The 18,048-nt window shown below is 62.2% G+C and carries 4 protein-coding genes; 3 read left to right on the forward strand and 1 reads right to left on the reverse strand.

Annotation, left to right across the window (positions count from 1 at the left end):
- The first annotated feature begins 46 nt into the window (after positions 1–46).
- Positions 47–2,422 (forward strand): glucose/quinate/shikimate family membrane-bound PQQ-dependent dehydrogenase, encoded by a 2,376-nt coding sequence (locus tag LIX91_RS07965; RefSeq protein WP_003416664.1) that lies wholly within the window; start codon positions 47–49, stop codon positions 2,420–2,422.
- 88 nt (positions 2,423–2,510) lie between these two features.
- On the opposite strand, the gene LIX91_RS07970 is transcribed toward LIX91_RS07965, so the two are convergent.
- Positions 2,511–3,284, reverse strand: a complete 774-nt coding sequence (locus LIX91_RS07970; RefSeq protein WP_003416665.1) for a helix-turn-helix transcriptional regulator — start codon at positions 3,282–3,284, stop codon at positions 2,511–2,513.
- Between the two features lie 289 nt (positions 3,285–3,573).
- Here LIX91_RS07970 and LIX91_RS07975 point away from each other — a divergent pair, with 289 nt between their 5' ends.
- Positions 3,574–13,071 (forward strand): non-ribosomal peptide synthetase, encoded by a 9,498-nt coding sequence (locus LIX91_RS07975; RefSeq protein WP_226488293.1) that lies wholly within the window; start codon positions 3,574–3,576, stop codon positions 13,069–13,071.
- A partial coding sequence (locus tag LIX91_RS07980; protein ID WP_226488294.1) for a non-ribosomal peptide synthetase occupies positions 13,068–18,048 on the forward strand: 4,981 nt, incomplete at its 3' end. The genes LIX91_RS07975 and LIX91_RS07980, both read left to right, overlap by 4 nt.

The raw sequence follows: 18,048 nt of genomic DNA on the forward strand, positions 1-18,048 counted from the left end.
GAACGCGTCGCTGCGCAAGATCGGATAACAATAAAGGGCAAGGAAGATGATTCTCAAAGTGACCGGTATCGTCATCGCGATACTCAGCCTCATTCTGCTGTTCATGGGCGCGCAATTGGTGGCTGCCGGCGGTTCACCGGCCTACTCGGTGATTGCCCTGGGTTTGCTGGCCACAGCAACCCTGGTTTTCCTGAAAAGGAAATCGGCGCTTACCCTGTATGCCGTGATGATGTGGGGGATTCTGCTCTGGATCATCTACGAAGCCGGCCTCGACAAATGGCAGTGGATCCCTCGCGGCGATCTGTTTGCACTGATCGGCCTGTGGCTGGCCATGCCCTGGGTAGTGCGGCCGCTTTATCAGGCGCGCTCGCGTACCGATAACCGTCGTTTTCACCCGTTGCTGGGCGGAACGCTTGGCGCAATGCTGCTGATCTTGATTGCGCTGATGTTTCACGATCCGTACCCGCAGCAGGGGCGGATCGACAACGTGGCGACCACCCGCAGCGCCGACTCGGCAGGCAGTGACTGGGCTGCATATGGCGGTAGCAACATGGGCCAGCGTTTCTCCAGCCTCGATCAGATCACCCCGGCCAACGTCGGCAAGCTGTCAGTGGCCTGGGAATACCATACCGGCGACCTGCGTGATGAGGACAAGGACGCCGGCGAGTACACCTTTGAAGCCACGCCGCTCAAGATCAACGATCGGGTGTACGTGTGTACGCCTCATAACGAAGTGCATGCACTGAACCCGCAGACCGGGCAACTGGCCTGGAAATACACCCCCGAGAAAAAACGCTCGTACCTGCAACAGCATCAGACCTGCCGTGGCGTCAGCTATTATTCCGCGGCCTCCAGCTCGACGGGTCAGCCACAACAGGCGGCTCAATGTGCCAAACGCATCATCACCGCGACTGCAGATGCCAGACTGGTAGCGCTTGATGCCGACACCGGCAACCTGTGCAGCGACTTCGGCAGCGGCGGGGTGATCGACTTGAGCGTCAACATGGGCACGATCCGACCGCACGCGCTGATGCAGACCTCCGCGCCACTGATTGCGGGCGATCTGATCGTGATCGGCAGCTCGATCATGGATAACGGTTATAACGACGGCAACCCGTCCGGGGTGATTCGCGCCTACGACGTCATCACCGGCAGGCTGGTGTGGAATTTCGATCCGCAAAACCCGGACAACACGCAACCCATAGCGGCCGACCAGAACTATCCGCAGGACACGCCGGTCGCTTGGGCAACCCTGAGCGCTGATGTCAAAAACGGTCTGGTGTACGTCCCGTTCGGCAACGCTTCGCCCGACGAAACCGGCACTCGGCGTAACCCCGGCAGCAACACCGAGCAGTTTCGCGATGCGCTGGTGGCTCTTGACCTGAAAACCGGTGCGCTGCGCTGGAAATTCCAGACCTCGAACAATGACCTCTGGGATCGCGATAACCCATCACAGCCCTCGCTGCTGGATCTGGGAAAGGACGGCAACCGCCAGCCTGCCGTGATATTGCCGACCAAGGTCGGCAACATTTTCGTGCTTGACCGACTGACGGGGGAGCCTATCGTGCCTGTCGATCAGGTCAGTGTGCGCACCGAGGGCGGTGTCGAAGGCGAGCGCTTTGCACCCACCCAGCCGGTCTCGCGACTTAACTTCATCCCGCCGGTGCTGACCGAGAAGTCCATGTGGGGCGTTACGCCCTTTGACCAGATGGCTTGCCGGATCGCTTACAACACACTTCGTTATGACGGTAACCCCTGGACACCGGCCACCGAGTCAGGCTCGCTGATCTATCCCGGCAACATAGGCGTGTTCAACTGGGGTTCGGTGGCCGTGGACCCTGACCGCCAGTTGCTGATCGCCGCACCGGTGCGTCTGGCGTATGTCTACAACCTGATCAAGCGCCCCGCGCAGGCCCGGGAAAAACGTCTGTTCACTCAGGAGGGCAAGCCCTACTGGAACGAGAACTTCGACGGTGACTATGCCATCCGTATTTCCAGATTCGCCTCGAGCCTTGGCATTCCGTGCACAGCTCCACCGTGGGGAACCATGGCCGGGGTCGATCTCGCGACCGGCAAGACCCAATGGATGCGTCGGGTCGGCACCACCAAAAACCTCAAGACCAGCTTCATGCAGGGACGTTTTCCGGTTGGCTTTCCCATGGGCATGGTCGCCCATGGCGGTCCGATGGTGACGGCAGGCGGATTGGCCTTTCACGGTGCGACGGCGGATAACTTTTTCCGCGCCTATGACGTCAATAACGGCGAAGTGCTCTGGGAGCATGAGTTGCCCGCAGGCGGACAATCCATTCCTTCGACGTATACCGGCAACGACGGCAAGCAGTACGTGGTCATTGCTGCCGGCGGTCACGGATCGCTCGGTACGACACTGGGCGATAGCGTGATTGCCTTCCGGGTTGATTGAAAACACAAGCGTCTGTGCGAAAGGGCCTTAAGTGGCCCTTTTTTATGGGCGCGTATCGCTGTAGTTCATTCACGATGGCATACGCGTTTCAATCACCTGCCATCCACCGTGCCAGGCCATGTCGTCCGCTGACGCCCAGTTTGGCGGTAGCGCGCTTGAGGTAGGTTTCCACCGAACTGTTCTTGACCTTGAGGCGCTGCGCCATCTCAGCCACAGTGCCGCCGGTCAGCAAGCCCAGGCAGACTTCCTGCTCGCGTGCTGAAAGTGTGACCGAGTCCTGTGCGAGCCTGCCATTGAAGGCCTGATCCAGCGAGCCAGGCTCCGGCTCGAGGCGGGTGGCGTTGTTGCTGGACTGAACAAGGCTCTGCGCGTGATGCTCGACCAGCGGCAACAGTGTGTCGGAGAGGCTCTTGAGCAAGGACAATTCTGTCAGGGAAAACGCCCGCAACGCAGTCAGCCGATAAAAACAGATGATCAGCCGACGTTCACCGTGGCTGGACACCAGATTGCACTGGTGGGTGTTGTGCTGAGGAAGTTGCGCGCTCAGCGGGGTCTTGAGCTGGATCAATAACGGGTCCTGCATGTGCAGAATGCTGGGTAGCAGAGGATGGCCTGTGGTCTCGCTGCCGGGAGGGTCATGTTTCAGGCCCGCACTGCCGAGCGGATTGATACGACTGATGCTGCTCTCACGCAGGTCCAGCGTCCATTCACTGAGGCCAAGCCCGTGAATGGGCACCAGCGAATCCACCAATTGCAGCATGTGCCCGGCAAAGGTGTCGTCGCCCGTACTGGATACCAGTTTGGCCAGTTGCAGATAAAAGCGTGGGTCGTCGTGGTACTCGAAATGTTGCGCCGTGTTCATCTTGAGCTTTCCTGATTCCGACCGCGCAAAAACGGACCATGTCGACTGCTGCGCGGCAACTACTGATTGCACTTACTGATGAGCCAGATGATGGCACTTGGTCTCGGGGTATTCAGCCTAAGCTTTCATCCTGCGTCTGTAACAAAAAACAGGGACAGGATTGCAATCGGCCGAAAGTGTATCTGCACCGACATTTGGCTGTACGGCACTGTCCGGGTTTCAGGGGCCATACACAGCTGGGACGGCAGTGCTTAATCCGCTGCCTACCTGCCAAGAAGGACCTTGAGTCATGCTCGCCTCCAGCGCCGCAACATTCCCATTGACCGCTGCTCAGCGCGACGTCTGGCTTGATCAGATCAGCCGCGGTGACTCTCCGCTTTATAACATCGGCGGCTATCTGCAACTGTCCGGAGCGGTTGACCCGGCGACCCTGCACAAGGCGCTGGAGCAACTGGTTTGCGCACATGAAGTGCTGCGCACGGTGCTGATGCCGGGTGCCGGAGCGGATGGCATGCCGCTGCAGTCATATGCGGCTCGCCTGCCGGTGTCCTTGCCGTTGCACGACGTCAGCGGTCACCCCGAGCCGGAACAGGCAGCGCGAGCACTGATCAATGACAACATGCGCCGCCCGTACGTGCTGGATGGCAGCCCATTGCTCGACTTCTGTCTCATCCGTCTGGCTGATGATCAGCACTGGCTGGCAGGCCAGGCCCACCACCTGATTCTCGATGGCTGGGGTTTCGGACTGTTGTTCAAGTCCCTGGGCGAGCTTTACAGCGCGTTGATGGCAGGCAAAGACCTCGAACTGGTTGCACCAGGGTACAGCGACTTCATTGCAGACGATGCACGTTATCAGGCGTCGCAACGCTATTCGCTGGACAGGGCTTATTGGCTGGAAAAATACTGTAATTTGCCGGAGCCGTTGCTGGTGTCGCGCTATCACAACCGCCGGGCGAATGACCCGGCGCCGTCGCACGCCTGGGTGCAGCCGCTTCCCGGTACCTTGCATGCGCGCATGAAACAATTTGCCGAGCGCCACAATGCGTCGGCGTTTCATGTGCTGCTGGCGGTTCTGCATGTCTATTTCGCGCGCACGGCGCAACGCGACGAGTGGATTGTCGGGCTGCCGCTGCTCAATCGCAGTGGTGCGCGTTTCAAGGCGACGCTGGGTCACTTCGCTCAGGTCAGTGCCGTGCGCATGGCCTTCGACGAAGGGCTGGACTTCGCTGCCTTGGTGGTCGAGGTGCGCAACGCACTGAAACGTGACTTCCGCCATCAGCGCTTCCCCTTGAGCGAGCTTAATCGCAGCCTCGAATTGTCACGTGAGGGAAGGGCGCAACTGTTCGAAGTTTCGGTGTCCTACGAGCTGGAAGACCATGGTTACTGCTACACCGATGCGCAGGCGCAGACTGTAAAAGTGTCCAATGGCTACGAGGCGACGCCGCTGGCCGTCCATTTGCGCAGCAACAGCTGCAACGACGAAGCCTCGCTGCACCTGGTTCACCATCGTGCCTGGATCGATGATGATGAGGCCTCGGCGATTGCCGGGCGTTTGCTGCACATTCTGGAGCAGGGGCTGGAAAGCCCGTCACTGAAGATTCAGAACTTCCACCTCTCAGAACCTGCCGAGCAATTGCAACTACAAGCCTGGAACCAGACTGAAAGCGTTGCGGGCGACGAGCAACTGATTCATCGACGCATCGAACAGCAGGCCCGTACTCGCCCCTATGCCGTGGCGGCGATATTCCAGGGGCAACATCTGACCTACGCGCAACTTAACCGTCAGGCCAATGCCCTGGCTCAGCGTCTGATCTATCAGGGCGTACGCCCTGACGATCGCGTGGCAATCGTTTCGCGCCGTGGCCTGGAAACCCTGGTAGGGCTGCTGGCCGTTCTCAAGGCGGGGGCGGCTTATGTGCCCATCGATCCGTCGCACCCGCGCGAACGCCTGCACTATCTGCTCACTGACAGCGCGCCGGTGGTGGTGCTCACCCTGTCTTCGCTGATCGAGCGTCTGCCGCCGCTGGCAGTGCCGCTGATCGAACTGGACCACTGCATCGACGGCCAGGGCGCCGAGAACAATCCGCAGGTAGCGGGGCTGGGCAGCGACAATCTGGTCTACGTCATTTATACCTCCGGTTCCACTGGCCAGCCCAAAGGCGTGATGGTGGAGCATCGAACCCTGGCCAATCTGGTTGACTGGCACTGCCAGGCTTTCGATGTGAAGGCGGGCAGTCATACTTCCTGCCTGGCCGGTTTCGGTTTCGATGCGATGGCCTGGGAGGTCTGGCCGACCCTTTGCGCTGGTGCAACCCTGCATGTGGCGCCGGTCCAGGACGGTGGTGAGGACATTGAAGCCATGCTCGACTGGTGGCGCGCGCAACCGCTGGACGTGAGCTTTCTTCCCACCCCGGTGGCCGAGTACGCCTTCAGCCAGAATCAGGATCATCCGACTTTGTGTACGCTGCTGATCGGCGGCGATCGCCTGCGGCAGTTCACTCACAACCGCCGTTATGCCGTGGTCAACAACTATGGTCCGACCGAAACCACGGTTGTAGCCACCTCCGGTCAGGTGCTGGCCACCGGCTCGCTGCACATTGGCGGCCCCATCGCCAACACCCGTGTCTACGTCCTCGACAAGCACTTGCAAGCGATGCCCGTCGGTGTACCCGGTGAGCTTTACATTGGCGGTGAGGGTGTTGCGCGAGGCTACCTGAACCAGCCGCAACTCACCGACGAGCGCTTTGTTGCCGACCCGTTCAGCGATGTTGCACAGGCGCGTATGTACCGCAGCGGCGATCTGGTGCGCTGGAACGACGACGGGACTCTGGATTACCTTGGCCGTAACGACGACCAGGTGAAGATTCGTGGCATGCGCATCGAGCTGGGCGAAATCGAATCGGTGCTGGCCAGTCTGGAGGGTATCAAAGACGCGGTTGTGCTGGTTCGCGATCTCCATCTGCTGGCCTGGTTCACAGAAACCGTCACGGTCGACACCGACACGCTGGCAGCGGCAATGCGCGCACGCCTGCCGGGCTACATGGTGCCGCGCGCCTTTACCCGGCTGGCGGCACTGCCATTGACGGCCAACGGCAAACTTGACCGCCGTGCGCTGCCCGATCCGGACCCGGCGTACCTGCTTGGCAACGCTTACGAAGCACCGCAGGGCGAAGTGGAAATCGCCATGGCGGCCATCTGGGCACAGGTGCTGGGCATCGAGCGCGTAGGGCGGCACGACAACTTTTTCGAACTGGGCGGCCATTCCTTGCTCGCCGTCAGTCTGGTGGAGCAACTGCGCAAGGCCGGACTCAAGGCGGATGTGCATGTGCTGCTCAGCCAGCCGACACTGGCCGCTCTGGCGGCATGTCAGACGGACGTCAGCACCTTCAAGGTGCCGGCAAACCTTATTCCGGCAGGCTGCAAGCAGATCACTCCGGGCATGTTGAGTCTGGTGGCGCTCGAACAGCCAGCCATTGATCGCATTGTCGCCAGCGTACCGGGCGGTGCCGCCAATGTGCAGGAGATCTACCCGCTGGCACCGTTGCAGGAAGGCATTCTCTATCACCACCTGACCGCAGAGCAGGGCGATCCCTATCTGCTGCAATGGCGTCTGGCGTTCGACACGCCGGAGCGTCTGTACAGCTGGGCTGCGGCCTTGCAGGAAGTCATCGACCGCCACGATATCCTGCGCACCTCGGTGGTGTGGCAAGGTCTGGAAAGCCCGCAACAGGTGGTCTGGCGTAACGCCGAGCTGACGGTACAAGCCATCGAGTTCGAGGCCGATGACCCCGAAACGCCTGTCATCGATCGTCTGCAACGCCAGTTCGACGCCCGTCATCATCGACTGGATCTGACCCAGGCACCCTTGATGCGTCTGGTGCATGCCCAGCAAGCGTCGAGCGGCGAGACCGTCGCCATTCTGCTCTTCCACCACCTGGTGCTGGATAACACAGCGATGGAAATCGTCAGCCGCGAGATGCAAGCGTTGCTGTTCGGCCACCGCTATGACTTGAAAACGCCGGTGCCGTATCGCAACTACGTCGCGCAAGTACGCCTGGCCAATGATGAGGCAAGCCACACAGCGTTTTTCACTGAAATGCTCGGTGACGTCGATGAGCCAACCCTGCCTTTTGGCATACAGGACGTGCACGCCGACGGCAGTGGCATCGAGGAGGAGCGACGGGCCCTCGACCCTGAACTGGCGCTGCGGCTGCGCGAGCAGGCACGCCAGCTCGGGGTGAGCGCTGCAAGCCTGATGCACGTCGTATGGGCGCGGGTTCTGGGCGTGCTCGCCAATCGTCGCGACGTGGTGTTCGGCACTGTGTTGCTGGGACGCATGGGCGGTGAGGGCGCTGACCGGGCGCTCGGTGTGTTTATCAATACCCTGCCGCTGCGCGTGGATACGGCGCAGGACACTCGTTCAGCCGTCGAGGCGGTGCACGCGAAGCTGTCTGCGCTGATCGCTCACGAGCAGGCTTCGCTGGTTCTCGCTCAGGGCTGCAGCGCGGTGGCATCGGGTTCCCCGCTGTTCAGTGCGCTGCTCAATTATCGCCACAGCGCTGAGGTAAAACCGCAGGACGGCGAAGGGCTCTGGCAAGGCGTGCGTGTGCTCGGTGGCGATGTACGCAGCAATTACCCGCTGACGCTCTGTGTGGACGATCTGGGTGAAGGTTTCGACCTGCATATGCTGGCGCAGCAGGGTATGGGCGCCGAGCGTATCACTGGCTGGGTGCTCAACACGCTGGAGCATCTGTTGGACACTCTGGAACAGGCGCTGCCGCTGCGGCTGGAGAGCGTAGCGATTCTCGACGCGGCAGAGCGCAACCATTTGTTGCTCGATTTCAACGGCAGCGAGCAGCCGTTCCCGCAGGACTGCACCGTCAATGCGTTGATCGAAGCGCAGGCCGCCAGCCAGCCAGACAGCCCTGCGGTGATTCAGGGAGGTCATGTCCTGACCTACGCTCAGCTCAACGAGCGCGCCAATCGCCTGGCCCACTATCTGATTGACCTGGGCGTCAAAACCGATGAGCGCATCGCCCTGTGCCTGCACCGTGGTCCCGAACGCCTGGTTGCCATGTTGGCGGTGCTCAAGGCCGGTGCGGCCTACGTGCCGGTCGACCCGGTCTATCCGGCCGAGCGTATTGCCTACCTGCTGCAGGACAGCGCGCCCCGCGTGGTTCTGACTGAAAACTCGACCCACGAGCTGGCCGGCGATACTGCACGGGTGAACATCGAGCAGGCGGACTGGCTGGGTTCTTCCGGCAATAACCCCTGTGTTGCGGCCCTTGATGCGCAAAAACTGGCGTACGTCATCTACACCTCCGGCTCCACCGGCCAGCCCAAGGGCGTCATGGTCGAGCACTGCACGCTGGTCAATCTGGTGCACTGGCACTGTCAGGCATTCGCTCTGCAGGCTGGCAGCCATACGGCGAGCGTGGCCGGTTTCGGCTTCGACGCCATGGCCTGGGAAGTGTGGCCAGCGCTGTGTTCCGGTGCGGTACTGCATCTGCCACCGGCCGAGGTCGGCAACGAGCACGTCGATGAGTTGCTCGACTGGTGGCTGGAGCAGCCACTTCAGGTCGGTTTCCTGCCCACCCCGGTGGCCGAGCAGGCCTTCAGACGCTCGCGCCAGCACCCGACCCTGCGCACGCTGCTGATCGGTGGCGACCGCTTGCGCCAGTTCGACAGCGACCCTGGCTTCGCCGTGATCAACAACTACGGCCCGACTGAAACCACCGTGGTGGCGACCTCTGGTGCCATGCAGCCGGGCGGGCCGTTGCATATCGGCGGCCCGATCGCCAACACTCGCGTGTATGTACTGGACGAGCAGTTGCAGCCGGTGCCGGTGGGTGTCGTCGGCGAGCTGTATATCGGTGGCGCGGGGGTTGCCCGTGGCTATCTGAATCGTCCGCAAATGACCGAAGAGCGTTTTATCGCCGACCCGTTCAGTGCCGCAACTCAGGCGCGCCTGTATCGCAGCGGCGATCTGGTGCGCTGGAATGCCGATGGCAGCCTCGACTACCTGGGACGCAACGACGATCAGGTAAAAATTCGCGGCATGCGCATCGAGTTGGGCGAAATCGAGTCGGTTCTGGCCAGTCAGGCTGAGGTGCAGGACGCTGTGGTGCTGGTGCGCGGTGAACGTTTGCTGGCCTGGTTCACCGAAAATGCTCCTGTCGAACCCGAAGCGCTGCGCGAGGCGTTGCGTGCACGTCTTCCCGCGCACATGGTGCCGCTGGCCTTCACACGCCTGGACGCGTTGCCGCTGACCAGCCATGGCAAGCTTGACCGTCGTGCCTTGCCGGACCCGGAGCTGGAAGCGCTGACCAGTCAGGCCTACGCAGCACCCGTGGGTGCAACTGAAACCCTCATGGCTGATCTCTGGGCACACGTGCTTGGCCTGGAAAAAGTCGGTCGCCATGACAACTTCTTTGAGCTGGGCGGCCACTCGCTGCTGGCGGTCAGTCTGGTCGAGCGTCTGCGCAATGCCGGGCTCAGCGTCGATGTACGCGTCCTGCTCGGCCAGCCGACCGTCGCCGCGCTGGCCGCATCGGTGGGCAAAGGGCGTGAAATCCCGACGCCGCTCAATCGCGTTCCGGCCGGTTGTACACACATCACGCCGGACCTGCTGAGCCTTTCACAGCTCGACCAGACGACCATCGAGCGCATTGTCGCCACGGTGCCTGGCGGAGCGGCCAATGTGCAGGAAATCTACCCGCTGGCGCCCCTGCAGGAAGGCATTCTCTATCACCACCTGACTGCCGAGCAGGGCGACCCGTACTTGCTGCAATTGCGCATGAACGTCGACAGCCCGGAGCGTCTGGAGGCGGTGGCCGCTGCCTTGCGCAAGGTCATCGCGCGGCACGACAGTCTGCGCACGGCGATCGTCTGGGAAGGCCTGGAAACGCCGCAACAGGTGGTCTGGCGCCAGGCGGACCTGCTTGTCGAACGGGTGACACTGGCGCAAATCGACACCCCGGCGGGCGCGGCGCGTATGGACTTGAGCTGTGCGCCGCTGATCCGTCTGGCCTACTGCCCGGACGCGGAAGGCCCAGGCCTGTCGGCAACGCTGCGTTTCCATCACATTGTGGTGGACGCCACGGCGCTCGAAGTCATGCGCGAAGAAATGCTCGCCCATCTGCGCGGCGAGCCGGGCCCGACTCAGCCCGCCGTGCCGTATCGCAACTATGTGGCCCAGGCACGTCTGGGTGTCAGCGAAGCGGAACATGAGGCGTATTTCCGCGAGCAACTGGGCGATATAGACGAGCCGACATTGCCATTCGATCTGCGCGATGTGCAGGGTGACGGCAGCTGCATCGAGGAAGCCCAGCAGGTGCTGCCCGATGCGTTGCTACAGCGCCTGCGCAGTCAGGCGCGGCAACTGGGTGTCAGCGTCGCCAGCCTGTTGCATCTGGCGTGGGCGCGGGTTCTGGGCGCGGCGACCGGCAATGACCGCGTGGTATTCGGCACTGTGCTGCTAGGTCGTTTGCAGGGCGGTGCGGGTGCCGACCGTGGTATGGGCATGTTCATCAATACGCTGCCGTTGCGGATCGATCTGGGCAACCTCAGCGTGCGCGACGGCGCACGCGCCACGCATGCACGACTGGCGGCACTGCTTGGCCATGAGCACGCATCCCTGGCTCAGGCACAGCGCTGGAGCGGGGTGGCAGCGCCATTGCCGTTGTTCAGTGCAATCCTCAACTATCGACACGCCGCAGGCCAGGCGCGCCAGGATGCGCAGCTCGATGCATGGCAAGGCCTGGAGATTCTGACCAGCGAGAAGCACACCAACTACCCGTTGAGCCTCAACGTCGACGATCTGGGCGACAGCCTGCGCCTGAGCGTTACCGTGCCACCGCAGGTAGGGGCGCAACGTATCTGTGCTTATGTGCAGCAGACGCTGACGGCCATGCTGGATGCCCTTGAAGGCCAGCCGGATCTGCCGGTGCAGCATCTGTCGGTACTCGGCGCTGAAGAGCGGCAGCGCTCGCTGGTCGAATTCAACGCCACGGCGATCCATCACGATCTTCAGCAAACCCTGCACGGGCTGTTCGAAGCACAGTCGGTGCGTACGCCGCAGGCGATAGCCCTACGCGCGGGGCGTACACAATTGAGCTATCGCCAGCTCAACGAACAGGCCAACTGCCTGGCGCATCACCTGATCGATCTGGGCGTGCGGCCTGATCAACGGGTTGCGATCTGTGTCGAGCGCGGCCTGTCGATGGTGATCGGTCTGCTGGCGATCCTCAAGGCCGGTGGTGCATACGTACCCCTGGATCCGAGCTACCCGCGCGAGCGTTTGCAGTACATGGTCAAGGACAGCACGCCGGTCGCCTTGCTGGTACAGGCCGGCACCCGCGATCTGCTCGACGACGAGCACGCCCTGCGGATCGATCTGGACAGCGTGACCTGGGACGCTCAGCGTGATCAGAATCCGCGCGTTCCCGGCCTGACGGCGGAGCATCTGGCTTATGTGATTTATACCTCGGGCTCCACCGGTACGCCGAAAGGGGTGATGGTCGAGCACCGTAACGTCAGCAACCTAGTGCAATGGAGCTCGAGGTTGTGCCCACCGACCTCGGGCACTGTCGTGCTGCAAAAGACCCCGATCAGCTTCGACGCCTCGGTCTGGGAAATCTTCTGGCCACTGAGCAGCGGTATTGCGCTGGTGCTGGCCCGCCCTGACGGCCAGCGCGATCCTGCTTACCTGGCGCAAGTGATTCAGGAGCGCCAGGTCAGCGTGGTGCAGTTCGTTCCTGCACTGTTGCAGCAGTTCCTCGATCTGCCGCAGAGCAGCGCGTGCAGCAGCCTGACCGACATTGTCTGCGGGGGCGGCGAGCTGACCGTGGAGATGGCCGCGCAGCTACGCAAACGTTTGCCAGAGGTACGCCTGCACAACGTGTACGGCCCGACCGAAACCACCGTCGATTGCAGCGTGTGGACACTGCAAGCCGACGAAGCCGTACCGGACACTGCCTTGCCTATCGGGCGTCCGATCAGCAACACGCGGCTTTATGTTCTCGATGCCCATGACCAGCCCGTACCGCAGGGGGTTATCGGCCAGCTGCATATCGGCGGTGCCGGGGTGACGCGTGGCTACCTGAACCTGCCAAAGACCGATGCCGAACGTTTTATCGACAGCCCTTTCGTAGCAGGGGATCGCCTGTACCGCAGTGGCGATCTGGTACGCCAGCTGGCAGACGGCAACCTCGAGTTCCTTGGCCGCAATGACGATCAGGTGAAGATCCACGGGTTGCGTATCGAACCGGGCGACATTCAGGCCTGCCTGCTCAGCCATCCGGGTATCGAACAGGCGGTCGTGCTGGTGCGCGACGAGCAACCAGGCGGGCAGAGGCTGGTGGCCTATTACACCGGCACACAGCTGTCGGTCGAGACATTGCGTGAGGTGCTGCGTGCGCAGTTGCCGGATTACATGGTGCCCGCACTGTTCGTGCATCTGGATGAAATGCCCCTGAGCCCCAACGGCAAGCTGGACCGCAAGGCGCTGCCTGCGCCCGGGCAAGATGCGCTCCTGACCCGCCCTTATGAAGCACCGCAAGGCGAAACCGAAGCCTTGCTGGCCAGGCTCTGGAGCGAACTGCTCGGGGTCGGGCAGGTCGGCCGTCACGACAACTTTTTCGAACTGGGCGGTCATTCGCTGCTGGCGGTGAGCCTGACTGCGCGCCTGCGCCAGGAAGGCATCGAGGCCGATGTCCGGGCGCTTTTCGAACAACCTACGCTGGCGGGCTACGCAGCCATCACAGAGAACATGGAGATTACCCTGTGAGCATCAACGAACTTTTGGCGACACTCAAAGCTCACGAAATCCACCTGACGGTCAAGGACGGTCAATTAGTGGTGCAGGGCAATCGCCGTGCCTTGACCGAGAACGGGCTACTGGAGCATCTGCGTGAGCATAAACCGGCGCTGATCGAGCTCATCGAACAGGGCGATTATCAGAACGGCAAGCGCGGCGCACCGGCATTGCCAGCCAATGGCATCGAGCAGGGTTGCGAGCGAATCACCCCCGAAATGCTGACGCTGGTGAAGCTTGATCAGGCGGCTATCGACCTGTTGATGGACGCGATACCGGGAGGTGCCGCGAACGTCCAGGACATCTACCCGCTGGCGCCGCTGCAGCAAGGCATTCTTTACCATCATGTCACCGCCACCCAAGGCGATCCCTATGTCATGCAGGTGCAATTCGCCTTTTCTGACCAGGCACGTCTGGACGCGTTCGCCGAGGCGCTGCAAAGCGTCATCACCCGGCATGACATTCTGCGCACCTCAATACACTGGAAGGGGCTGGAAACCCCGGTGCAGGTGGTCTGGCGCCACGCTGAACTGAAGGTCGACCGCTCGCCGCTCGCGGCAGACCTGACGATGGACCTGGGCCAGGCACCGCTGATGCGTCTGGTCTGCCATGCACCCGTAGCAGGCCAGCGGGTCGAGGCTACGCTGCTGTTCCACCACATTGCCATGGACCACAGTGCCCTTGAGGTGGTGCGCCATGAAATACAGGCCTGTCTGTCGGGGCAAGCCGAAAGGCTGGGCGTACCGGTACCGTTTCGCAACTATGTCGGGCAAGCGCTGCTGGGCGTCAGCGAAGCTCAGCACGAAGCGTTTTTCCGCGAGATGCTGGGTGATCTCGACGAACCGACACTGGCCTACGGCCTGCAGGATCTGAGCGGCGAGGGTGATGCGATCGAAGAGCACAGCATCACCCTCGATCAGCAATTGTGTCAGCGCCTGCGTGCTCAGTCGCGAACGCTGGGCATCAGTGTCGCCAGCCTGTTCCATTTAGGCTGGGCACGTGTGCTGGCGGGCCTCGCCGGACAGTCGCGGGTTGTGTTCGGCACCGTGCTGATGGGGCGCCTGCTGGGTGCCGAGGCCACAGAACGGGCGCTGGGCATCTTCATCAACACATTGCCGCTGCGCCTCGATCTGGCTGAGCAGGGCGTGCAAGCCGCAGTGCGCGCCACCCACCAGCGCCTGACCGCACTGATGCGCCACGAACACGCACCGCTGGCACTGGCGCAGCGCTGCAGTGGGGTAAAGGCGCCGACGCCGTTGTTCAACGCATTGCTCAACTACCGCCACAGTGCGCCGGCGCAGGCGTCCGGTGAAACATGGCAAGGCATTGAAGTGATGCAGGCTCAGGAGCGCAGCAATTATCCGCTGGTGCTGAGCGTCGATGATCTGGGTGAAGCCTTTGGCTTGACGGCTCAAGCCACCGCAGGCATCGACCCGCACAGTATTTGCGCCTATATGCAATGGACCATGGAAAGCGTGGTCGATGCGCTGGAGCAGACGCCGCAGTTGCCGGTCGATCAGCTCGATATCGTGCCCGCCAGCGAGCGTGCGCAGTTGTTGTTGGACTTCAATGACCGACGTGCTGACTACGAACGCAGGCTGACAATTCATCAGCGCATTGAGCTGCTGGCAGAGCAGCAGCCTGACGCCATTGCCGCACAGGTAGGTGCACAACACCTGAGCTACCGCGAGCTGAACGCACGCGCCAATGCGCTCGCCGATCATTTGCTCAGTCTTGACGTACAACCCGATGACCGCGTGGCGGTGGTGGCACGACGTAGCCTGGAGACGCTGGTCGGCTTGCTGGCGGTGCTCAAGGCCGGTGCGGGCTATGTGCCGGTCGATCCGGCGCACCCGGATGAGCGCATTGCCTATCTGCTCGGCGACAGCGCGCCGGTTGCGGTATTGGCTCAACCGGCGTTTGTCGAACGCCTGCAAGGGTTGGGCTTGCCGGGATTGAACACCCCACTGATCGAACTGGACCTGGCAAACTGGCCCGAGCAGCAAGACAACCCTCACGTCGACACGCTCGACTCGACCCATCTCGCCTATGTGATCTACACCTCGGGCTCGACCGGCCAGCCCAAGGGCGTGATGGTCGAACACCGCACACTGAACAATCTGATCGACTGGCACCGTGAGGCGTTCGATCTGCGTGCGGGCAGTCATACCGCCAGTGTGGCGGGCTTTGGTTTCGACGCCATGGCCTGGGAAATCTGGCCGGCCTTGTGCGCCGGGGCGACGCTGCACCTGCCACCGGCCGAAATCGGCAATGAGCAGCTCGATGCGCTGCTCGACTGGTGGATCGCCCAGCCATTGCAGGTCGCTTTTCTGCCCACACCGGTGGCCGAATACGCCTTCAGTCGCAATCTGCGTCATCCAACCCTGCGCACGCTGCTGATCGGCGGTGACCGGCTGCGCCAGTTCCATCGCGATCCGGGCTTTGCGGTGATAAACAATTATGGCCCCACCGAAACCACGGTGGTCGCCACCTCCGGTCGTTTATTACCCGACGGCAGCCTGGACATCGGCAGACCGGTCGCCAACACCTCGATTTACCTGCTTGATGAGCGGCAACAGCTGGTCCCGCTCGGTGTGCCGGGTGAGCTGTATATCGGTGGCGACGGTGTGGCCCGCGGTTACCTGAATCAGCCGCAACTGACTGCCGAACGCTTTGCGCATGATCCGTTCGCCGGGCAACCACAGGCGCGCATGTACCGCACCGGCGATCTGGCGCGCTGGAATGCCGATGGCACCCTGGAATACCTGGGTCGTAACGACGATCAGGTGAAAATTCGCGGGGTGCGTATCGAACTGGGTGAGATCGAAAACCAGTTCAGCCAGTTGCCGGGTATCGAGGAGGCACTGGTACTGGCTCGCGAAGACGAGCCGGGGCAACCACGGCTGGTGGGCTACTTCACGGAGCGTGCAGGCGCTGCCTCATGCACCGTGGAGCAATTGCGTACCGCGCTGCTGGCCCGCCTGCCGGGTTATATGGTGCCCGGCGCATTGGTGCGCCTGGATAGCTGGCCATTGACGGCCAACGGCAAGGTCGACCGCCGTGCCTTGCCGGTACCCGATCGCACCGCGTTGTCGACTGGCGAATACCAGGCCCCGCAAGGTGAGCTTGAGACCGCACTGGCTCTGATATGGAGCGAATTGCTGCAGGTCGAGCGCGTAGGCCGCCATGACCGTTTCTTTGAGCTGGGCGGTCATTCGTTGCTGGCCATGCGCATGGTTTCTCAGGTCCGTCAGCGCCTGTCACTGGAACTGGCCCTTGGCGACCTGTTTGCCGACAGCTCGCTGATCGCGGTTGCACACTGCCTGAGCGCTGCCGCGCGCAGTCAGTTGCCGGTCATCGACGTGCAGCCACGCAACGGCCCGGTACCCTTGTCTTCCGCTCAGCAGCGCATCTGGTTCATGGCGCAAATGGAAGACGCCAACAGCGCCTACAACATCTCGCTGGGCCTGAAACTGACCGGTCCGCTGGACAGCCGTGCCTTGACGCGGGCACTGGAGCGCATTGTGGCCCGCCACGACAGCCTGCGCAGCCGCTTCAGCCAGGAAGACGACAATGCCTGGGTACAGGCCGCGTCTGTGACTGAAGTGCCGCGCATCTGCTGGCAGGATTTACGCGAACAGGACCCGCAAGCGTTGCAGGCCGTGATCAGGGAAGAGGCCGCGCAGCCCTTCGACTTGCGGCATGACCTGCCGATCCGTGGCCGTTTGCTGTGTCTGGCTGAAGACCGTCACGTCTTGCTGCTGACTGTGCATCACATCGTTGCCGACGGCTGGTCGCTGGGCGTGCTGACCCGCGAACTGACCGCGCTCTACCAGGCGTTCAGTCAAGGGCAGGACGATCCATTGCCTGCGCTGGCGCTGCAATATGGCGATTACGCCGTGTGGCAACGCAACTGGCTGGACGACGAGCGATTGAGTCATCAGGCCGATTACTGGCAGCAGACCCTGACGGGTGCGCCGGTATTGCTGACCCTGCCCACCGACCGTCCACGTCCTGCGCATCAGGACTACACCGGGGCCAGCGTCGCGCTGGATCTCGACCCGCGTCTGAGCACCGACCTCAGAGCCTTCTGCCAGGCGCAGTCGGTGACACCGTTCATGCTGTTCATGGGCGCATGGGCCGTATTGCTGGCGCGGCTGTCCGGACAGGAAGAGGTGGTCGTCGGCATGCCGGTTGCCAACCGCCGTCGTGCTGAAATCGAAGGCTTGATCGGTCTGTTCGTCAATACCCTGGCCGTGCGTGTCGATACGTCGGGCGAGCCGGATGTGGTGACGCTGCTGGAGCGCATCAAGGCCCGTGTGGTGGAAGCGCAGGACCATCAGGACCTGCCTTTCGAACAAGTGGTGGAGCGCCTGCGGCCGCCGCGCAGCCTCGCGCACAGCCCGTTATTCCAGGCATCGCTGACCTGGGACGGCAGCCAGGGGCTGGGATTGCAACTGGGCGATATGCAGCTCGAACCGCTGGATGAACAGGCTGCATTCGCAAAATTCGACCTGGCGTTGAGCGTCAGCGATGGCCCTGATCATTTCCGCTGCATCGTGGAATATGCCACAGCGCTGTTTGACCACGGCACCATCGAACGCCACCTGGGTTATCTGGAGGCGATACTGCGGGCCATGGTGGCTGACAGCCAGACGGTGGTGAGCCACATTCCTCTGTTGTCGGAGGCCGAGCGTCGGCAGTTGACCGACGGTTTCAATGCACCCGATGCGGTTTATCCGCAAGAGCAGACGCTGCACAGCCAGTTTGAAACGCAAGCGCAGCGCACGCCGGATGCGATTGCCGTCAGCTTTGAAGAAGAGTCATGGAGCTACGCGACACTCAACGCCCAGGCCAACAGGATCGCGCATCGCCTGATTGGTATGGGCATCGGTGCGGACGACCGAGTCGCCATCTGCACGCCTCGCGGCCCGCAGATGATTGCCGGCC

Source organism: Pseudomonas sp. B20 (genome assembly GCF_020515755.1).
Taxonomy (GTDB): Bacteria; Pseudomonadota; Gammaproteobacteria; order Pseudomonadales; family Pseudomonadaceae; genus Aquipseudomonas; species Aquipseudomonas syringae.